Annotated in this window: 6 protein-coding genes; 3 read left to right on the forward strand and 3 right to left on the reverse strand. The window is 59.4% G+C overall.

The genetic code is table 11. From position 1 onward, the window contains the following. Positions 1-126 precede the first annotated feature (126 nt). Positions 127-1,338 carry an argininosuccinate synthase gene (locus ACESMW_RS13365; protein ID WP_372987514.1) on the forward strand — a complete coding sequence of 404 codons (1,212 nt, stop codon included), beginning with the start codon at positions 127-129 and terminating at the stop codon, positions 1,336-1,338. Between the two features lie 240 nt (positions 1,339-1,578). On the opposite strand, the gene ACESMW_RS13370 is transcribed toward ACESMW_RS13365, so the two are convergent. Continuing rightward, a complete protein-coding gene (locus ACESMW_RS13370) occupies positions 1,579-2,598 on the reverse strand; it encodes an AraC family transcriptional regulator (RefSeq protein ID WP_372987515.1) in 1,020 nt (339 codons plus the stop codon). Between the two features lie 563 nt (positions 2,599-3,161). Then, complete coding sequence (locus tag ACESMW_RS13375) at positions 3,162-4,133, reverse strand: response regulator (protein WP_372987516.1); 972 nt, start codon at positions 4,131-4,133, stop codon at positions 3,162-3,164. A 111-nt stretch (positions 4,134-4,244) separates the two neighbouring features. On the opposite strand from ACESMW_RS13375, the gene ACESMW_RS13380 reads away from it, so the two are divergent. Then, positions 4,245-4,727: a YajQ family cyclic di-GMP-binding protein gene (locus tag ACESMW_RS13380; protein WP_372987517.1), complete on the forward strand. Its 483-nt coding sequence runs from the start codon at positions 4,245-4,247 to the stop codon at positions 4,725-4,727. 78 nt (positions 4,728-4,805) lie between these two features. Further along, positions 4,806-6,140, forward strand: a complete 1,335-nt coding sequence (locus ACESMW_RS13385; protein WP_372987518.1) for an AmpG family muropeptide MFS transporter — start codon at positions 4,806-4,808, stop codon at positions 6,138-6,140. A gap of 287 nt (positions 6,141-6,427) precedes the next feature. On the opposite strand, the gene ACESMW_RS13390 is transcribed toward ACESMW_RS13385, so the two are convergent. Continuing rightward, positions 6,428-6,736, reverse strand: coding sequence for an MGMT family protein (locus ACESMW_RS13390; protein WP_372987519.1), 309 nt, complete (start codon positions 6,734-6,736; stop codon positions 6,428-6,430). Positions 6,737-6,780: the final 44 nt, after the last annotated feature.

The raw sequence follows: 6,780 nt of genomic DNA on the forward strand, positions 1-6,780 counted from the left end.
TTCCCAATCAGACCCCTGTGCCATGCCTCGCCCTCGCCATTCGCCCAATAGCCTTTCTTTCCGCACTTCCGTACAATATCGCTCTTCTTTTCAATACATCCATTCTGTTCAGTCTGGAGCAAGGGCATGTCTGATATCAAAAAGGTGGTTCTGGCCTATTCCGGTGGCCTGGATACTTCCGTTATTGTGCGGTGGTTGCAGGATACCTATAACTGTGAGGTGGTGACGTTCACTGCCGACATCGGCCAGGGCGAGGAAGTGGAGCCGGCGCGTGCGAAGGCGGAAGCGCTGGGGGTTAAGGAGATCTACATCGAGGATCTGCGCGAGGAGTTTGTGCGCGATTATGTGTTCCCGATGTTCCGCGCCAACACCATCTATGAGGGCGAGTACCTGCTGGGTACCTCCATTGCCCGCCCGTTGATTTCCCGTCGGCTGATCGAGATTGCCAATGAGACAGGTGCGGATGCCATCTCCCACGGTGCCACCGGCAAGGGTAACGACCAGGTGCGTTTTGAGCTGGGTGCCTACGCGCTGAAGCCGGGTGTGAAGGTGATTGCACCGTGGCGTGAGTGGGACCTGAATTCCCGCGAGAAGCTGATGGCCTACTGCGACGAGCGCAACATTCCGGTGGAGAAGAAGAAGGGCAAGAGCCCGTACTCCATGGATGCCAACCTGCTGCACATCTCCTATGAAGGCATCAACCTGGAAGATCCCTGGGCGGAAGCCGAGGAAGACATGTGGCGCTGGAGCGTGGCTCCGGAGAACGCCCCGGACAAGCCGACCTACATCGAGCTGAGCTACGAGAAGGGCGACATCGTGGCCATCGACGGTCAGGACATGAAGCCCCACGAGGTTCTGGAGCACCTGAACAAGGTGGGCGGCGCCAACGGTATCGGCCGGATCGACATTGTCGAGAACCGTTATGTGGGCATGAAGTCCCGCGGCTGTTATGAAACCCCGGGCGGCACCATCATGCTGCGCGCCCACCGTGCCATCGAATCCATCACCCTGGACCGCGAAGTGGCGCACCTGAAAGACAGCATCATGCCGCGCTACGCCGAGGTGATCTACAACGGTTACTGGTGGTCCCCGGAGCGTGAGGCTCTGCAGGCGCTGATCGACAACACCCAGGAATACGTCAACGGCACCGTCCGCCTGAAGCTCTACAAGGGCAACGTGGACGTGGTTGGCCGGAAGTCCGACGACTCCCTGTTCGACGAGAAGATCGCGACCTTTGAGGAAGACGAGGGTGCGTACGACCAGAAGGATGCGGAAGGCTTTATCAAGCTGAATGCGCTGCGGTTGCGGATTGCTGCTTCGAAGGGGCGCAAGCTCTGAGGTAGGCCTTAAGACGGGGTCAGATGAACGGAGTTCATCAGACCCCTGAGTTATGCGCCTAATGCCGGGGTTAGCCCCTTGGCACCGGGGTCAGAAGAAAGCCTTCTTCTGACCCCTTTTTTATGTTTTGGCTTTGGCTTTGGCGTTGGCGTTGGGTCTAAGTTGGGGTCAGAAGAAGGTTTTCTTCAGACCCCTGAGTTACTCCGGGGTCTGATGAACTCCGTTCATCTGACCCCATCTTCACGATTCCCTACGCCGAAACTCCCCCGGCGTTTTCCCTGCCACCGCCTTGAACTTCCGGTGAAACGAGGTGGTTTCGCTATACCCCAGCCTCAGCGCAATATCCGGTATCGCCATATCACTGTTCCGCAGGTAATCCTCCGCCATCTGTTGCCGCGCATCATCCAGCAGGCGCTGGTAGGACACGCCTTCCTGGCTCAGTTTCCGCTGCAGGGTGCGGCTGGTGAGGCCGAGATCCTCGGCGACCAGGTCTTGCCGGGTGATGCCGTGGTTGAGCTGTTTCTGGATGCTGTGTTTCACCCGGGAGGTAAGGTCGCTGTCGGTCTCGAGCGAGGCCAGCTGGGTGAGGGCGTGGGCCTCCAGGGTTTTGCGGAGCAGGGGATCGGGCTGGCGCAGGCGGGTGTCCAGCAGGGCTTTGGGGAGAGTGATGCAGTCCTCCTCGGCCCCGAACGTGACAGGGCAATGCCAGCGATCCTGATAGGCGGTTTCGAGCTCTGGGCCTGGCGATTGCCGGCGCAACTGGACGGCGGTTGGCGCGGTGGTGGTGTCGTCTGCCAGCCAGCGGGCGTAGTTGATCCAGGAGGCGAACACGTTATCCACCAGTTGCGGGCGCACCACCGGATCGTCGTAGTTGCAGTTCCAGGTCAGCTTGAGGATATCGCCATGCACGGACAGACGGGTGGTTCCCATGTCCCCAACCAGTTTTTCGAACGGGGCAATCCGGGCGACGGCCTCACCCAGGGTGGAGCAGCTCATGGTGATGTAGCCGAGCACACTGTAGGAGCCGGGTTGCACGAAATCGCCGGTATCCAGGCCGAGTATGGGGTTTTTGGCTACATCGACGAGCTGGCGGATGAAGCTCTGGAACTGTGCGCCGTTGATGCGGCCGTCATCGGTTTCGAGGATGGCGGGATCCAGGTTGGCACGGGCAAGCGGGGCTTCAATGCCGATACCAGAAGCTTCGGCAGCACGGACGTATTGGCGCAGGGCGGCGACGGAGACGGTTCCGGGACTTGTCATGGTTATACGGTACGGCTTTGTTGTAGTCGTTTGATGCCGAGTATACAGGAGAAGCAGGGAGGGGCTCAGGCCAAATAAAAAGGCCAGCTAAAAAGCTGGCCTGAAAACAAGGAAAGAACGAAAGTGCCTGAAAAAATTCGTTAATCCTGTGAACTCATCGCCCATATGGCGGCGGAGGTACTGCACGGCTCCTCCGCCATGGGGGATACTGCTTGAATCCACGGTTTTAGAGTACGTATTTCCTATCGACATGTCTGTTTGTGAGTTGTGTCTCAGTGTTACGGATTGTTTTTTTAGCATGGGGGGATGGTTGAAGATGGGGTCAGAAGAATGAATTCTTCAGACCCCTGGGGTGGAGTCGGGATGTGTGAAGTTGGGGTCTGAAGAAAGCCTTCTTCTGACCCCTTTTTGGCTTTGGGGTGGCGGTCTAAGTTGGGGTCAGATGAAAGCTTTCATCAGACCCCTGAGGTGCTTCTGACCCTTTTTCGGCTTTGGGAGTGGCGGCCTAACTCGGGGTCAGATGAAGGCTTTCATCAGACCCCTGGGGTGCCACCAGCTTCCAGTCAACCCGCCTGCAGCGCCCTGGGCGAAATCTCGGTAAACCGCCGTGTCTCGTAAGCACTCATCAGTCCCTCCATGGCCGTGTGTTCCATGTCATGCACGGAGGGCGTGCCGGTGCTGGCGTCGGCGCGGCAGAGGACCATGCCGGCTTCCACGGAGATGTAGCCGACGGAGGTTTTCAGGGCCTTGTGGTTGATGCCGTCAAAGATGCGCCGGAAGGTGGTGGCGGTGCAGTGTTCGCGGTTCGGAACGTAGGCAATCAGGGCAAACTGGTTGTCACCTACGCGGCACAGTAGGTCGATGGGGCGAACCAGGGATTTCAGGCGGCGGGCGATGCCGGTGGCCAGTTCACGCATCACTGACGGCGGATGCTTGCGGCTCAGTTCCTGCCAGTTGCGGATGCCGCACAGAACGTAAGCAGCGGCGCCGCCCCGGGCTTCGGCGTGGCGCAGGGTTTTGTCCAGGCGGTCACGGGCGTATTTGTGGTTACAAAGGCCGGTTTCCTGGTCGATGATATTGGTGGATTGCAGCGCCCGGTTGTTTTCGATCAGCAGCGCGTTGGCCCGGAGCAAGGTGTTCTGGCGGTCGGCCATGCGGTCGGCGGCGAAGATGCGGGGGATCAGCTGCTTGGTCATGTCTGACTTGCAGATGAAGTCGTCCACGCCCCGGTCAAAGGCTTCGGACAGGGCTTCCACGCCTTCCCGGGCGGTGAGCAGGATCACGTAGGTGTAGTGGTTGGCCAGCTCGTCCTGCTGCCGCACCCGGTCCGTCAACGCCAGGCCGTCCATTTCCGGCATCAGCCAGTCGGCGATCAACACGCTCACCGGCCGCTGCTCGATCATTTCGAGGGCGGCGGGGGCATTGTTGGCCACGCGTATGTCTCGATAACCGGCATTTCGCAGGGTGCGTCCAACCACCATACTGCTGAATTTGGCGTCATCGACGACGAGAATGGGGAGGTCCAGGTTTGGCATAGCGTCTTCTTCTTACCAGTCCATTGTCAGATGCGGTGTCTGCCGGGGCTTGGTATGATTCCCCGACATTTTTGCCAGTATACCTCTGCCAGTTTTTGGAGAATGACGACCATGCCCTCTTTTGACATAGTTTCTGAAATAGATATGCACGAAGTCACAAATGCGGTGGATCAGGCCAAGCGGGAGCTGGGTAACCGGTGGGACTTCAAGAATGTGGAATCGGATATCGAACTGGAGGGTGAGCGCATTACCATCAGTGCGGAGGAAGAGTTCCAGCTGGAGCAGCTGAAGGACATGCTGCGGATGGCGTTTGCCAAGCGCAACATCGATACCCGGGCGCTGGCGGAGGAAGGCGACAGCAAGGCGGGCAAGCTAGTGAAGCAGCATTTCACCCTCAAGCAGGGCATCGAGACCGACAAGGCCAAGAAGATTGTGAAGATGATCAAGGACCAGAAGATGAAGGTCCAGGCCAGCATCCAGGGCGACAAGGTCCGGGTGACCGGCAAGAAGCGGGACGATTTGCAGGTGGCCATTGCCATGCTGAAGGAAGCCGAGCTGGACATCCCGCTGCAGTTCAACAACTTCCGCGACTGATCCGGAGGCATTCCTATCCTTTTCTCCACCCGCTGGGCCCTGGTCCGGGACTCGCTTTACACCTACACCCGATGGCAGGTGATTGCCCTGCTGTTCCTGGGCTTTTCGGCGGGCCTGCCATTTCTGCTGGTGTTCTCCACCCTGAATGCCCGGCTGGCGGACGTGGGGGTGGAGACAGCCACCATCGGCTTTTTCAGCTGGCTGGGGATTACCTACTCCATCAAGGTGTTCTGGGCGCCGGTGGTGGACCGCCTGAAGTTGCCAGTACTGGATCGGGTGTTCGGCAAGCGCCGCAGCTGGATCTTGCTGGCCCAGGCGGGCATTGCCACCGGGCTGTACCTGATGGCCCAGGTGGATGCGACAGCTAATCCTGAACTGATGGCCTGGTGCGGTCTGCTGGTGGCGTTTTCCTCGGCCACCCAGGATATCGGCATTGATGCCTACCGCATCGAGATAGCCGAGGAGCGGCTGCAGGCGGCCTTGGCGGCGACTTACATTTTCGGTTATCGGCTGGCGTTGCTGGTGGCCGGGGCAGGGGCTTTGTACCTGGCGGAGTTCTGGTCCTGGCAGGTGTCCTATGAGGTGATGGCGGCGCTGGTGGGCGTTGGTGTGCTGACTGTGCTGATCGCCCGGGAGCCCCAGGTCAATCATTTTGCCGCTGCTGCGGATATTGCCCACAAGATTGAAGATGAGGCGGCGAAGCGCAGCCACCTGTCCCCGCGCCTGGCCCGGACGGTCGGCTGGTTCTATGCGGCGGTTGCCGGTCCGTTTCTGGATTTCTTCCGCCGGTACCGGGAGCTGGCCATCGTTATTCTGGTGCTGGTGGCCGTGTATCGAATCTCCGACATCGCCATGGGCGTGATGGCGAATCCCTTCTACCTGGATTTCATGGGCTTCTCCAAGACCCAGGTGGCGGATGTCACCAAGATCTTCGGCTTCTTCATGACCATCGCCGGCTCGCTGGTCGGTGGCGTGCTGGTGGTGCGTTACGGGGTGCGCAAGATCCTGTTGGCCGGGGCGATCATGACCGCGGCGACCAATCTGCTGTTTGTGTTTCTGGCGCGTTATCCGCCGGATATCGTGACCCTGGCGGTGGTGGTCAGTGCCGATAATCTCAGCGGCGGGATTGCCAATGTGGCGCTGATTGCGTGGTTGTCGAGTATGACCAGTGCTTCGTTCACCGCGACCCAGTATGCGTTGTTTAGTTCGCTGATGACGTTGCCAGGGAAGTTTCTTGGGGGGTTCTCCGGGATTGTGGTGGCGGACTTTGGCTATGCGGAGTTCTTTACCATCTCCGCGATCATGGGGATCCCGGCGATTATGCTGGTGCTGTTCCTGATGAGTCGGGGGGAGCGCTTGGATGCGTTGGCGCCTGGGGCGGAGACTGGGGTTGAGCCTGAGGGGCAGGCCTGAAGACCGGGAGTGGGGTCTGATGCAGGCACAGGGGTCTGATGAAAGCCTTCATCTGACCCCGTTTTCGAGCCAAGTCCCTGCTCAGGGGTCTGAAGAACTTGTTCTTCTGACCCCCAGTTGGACGTAAACTCGGGGGCTAGACTGAACTTGGGGTCAGAAGAAGGTTTTCTTCAGACCCCTGGGCTATGACCCCGGCTTGGACGAAAACTTCGGGGTGGGCTGAAAATGGGGTCAGAAGAACAAGTTCTGCAGACCCCCGTGCCTGACCCAGCCCCTGTGCGAAACCCTCACGGCTGCCACTGATATTTGCGCATCGATACCCGCCCGTTCACTACCTCCACACCCTCGGCCTCCAGGCGCCCAACCTGAACCCTGAACATCTCCGAATCCTTCGGAAACGCAATTTCACCCGAGCTGCGAATCACCCGGAACCAGGGCACGTCGTGACCTTCCGGCAGTTGCCCCAGGGCGCGGCCGACGAAGCGGGCTTGCCGGCCGAGGCCGGCCATGTGGGCGACCTGTCCGTAGCTGGCGACTTTGCCCCGGGGGATGGCGTGGACGACTTGCCAGATTTTTTGGGGTTTGGTGGGTTCCATTTGGGTTGCGGCTTTTGGGTGATTGTCGGGGTTGGGGTCTGAAG

The organism is Marinobacter sp., assembly GCF_041690455.1.
Classification (GTDB): domain Bacteria; phylum Pseudomonadota; class Gammaproteobacteria; order Pseudomonadales; family Oleiphilaceae; genus Marinobacter.

Bases quoted from the DNA above. Each gene is read 5' to 3' on its own strand.
- ACESMW_RS13365 (WP_372987514.1), top strand. From the start codon at position 127: ATGTCTGATATCAAAAAGGTGGTTCTGGCCTATTCCGGTGGCCTGGAT.
- ACESMW_RS13370 (WP_372987515.1), bottom strand. From the start codon at position 2,598: ATGACAAGTCCCGGAACCGTCTCCGTCGCCGCCCTGCGCCAATACGTC.
- ACESMW_RS13375 (WP_372987516.1), bottom strand. From the start codon at position 4,133: ATGCCAAACCTGGACCTCCCCATTCTCGTCGTCGATGACGCCAAATTC.
- ACESMW_RS13380 (WP_372987517.1), top strand. From the start codon at position 4,245: ATGCCCTCTTTTGACATAGTTTCTGAAATAGATATGCACGAAGTCACA.
- ACESMW_RS13390 (WP_372987519.1), bottom strand. From the start codon at position 6,736: ATGGAACCCACCAAACCCCAAAAAATCTGGCAAGTCGTCCACGCCATC.